The sequence below is a fragment of the Rhodococcus chondri genome (assembly GCF_036327435.1).
Classification (GTDB): domain Bacteria; phylum Actinomycetota; class Actinomycetes; order Mycobacteriales; family Mycobacteriaceae; genus Rhodococcus; species Rhodococcus chondri.
Window position 1 is genome coordinate 1 of record NZ_JAUZMZ010000393.1, and the last position, 700, is coordinate 700.

General features: G+C 77.0%; 1 pseudogene. It reads left to right on the forward strand.

From position 1 onward, the window contains the following. Positions 1 to 700: pseudogene (locus Q8814_RS26355) on the forward strand (primosome assembly protein PriA); the annotation flags it as partial.

Genomic DNA, 700 nt, shown 5'->3' on the forward strand with positions numbered 1-700 from the left:
GTCGGCACCCGCGCCGCCGTGTTCGCCCCCACTCCGCAGATCGGTCTGCTGGTCGTGTGGGACGACGGCGACGACCTGCATTGCGAACCACGCTCGCCCTATCCGCACACCCGCGAGGTGGCGGCGCTCCGCGCCCACGCCGCCGGTGCGGCGGTGGTGATCGCCGGGCACGCGCGCACGGCCGAAACGCAGGCTCTCGTCGATGCCGGATGGGCCCACGACCTCACCGCGTCGCGGGACGTGGTGCGGGCGCGGGCTCCGAAGATCACCGCGCTCGCGGACAGCGAGCAGGCATGGGCCCGCGACCCGGCGGCGCGGGCCGCGAGGCTCCCGGCCATCGCGTTCGCGGCGGCCCGCTCGGCGCTCGGCGCGGGCGCGCCCGTGCTGGTCCAGGTACCGCGGCGCGGCTATGTGCCCGCGCTGGCGTGTGGCAAGTGCCGTGCCCCGGCGCGGTGCCGGCGCTGTAACGGCCCGCTCGCGTTGCCGTCGGCGGGAGGCCCGGACGGGGCGGCGATCCCGGCTTGTCGCTGGTGCGGTGTCGCCGACGCCCGGCACCGGTGTCACGCCTGCGGTGCGGTGTCGTTGCGGGCGGTGGTCGTCGGTGCCGGCCGCACCGCCGAAGAGCTGGGCCGCGCGTTTCCCGGTGTGCAGGTGGTGACCTCGGGTGGTGCCGACGTCAAGGCCACCGCGCCGGACGGAC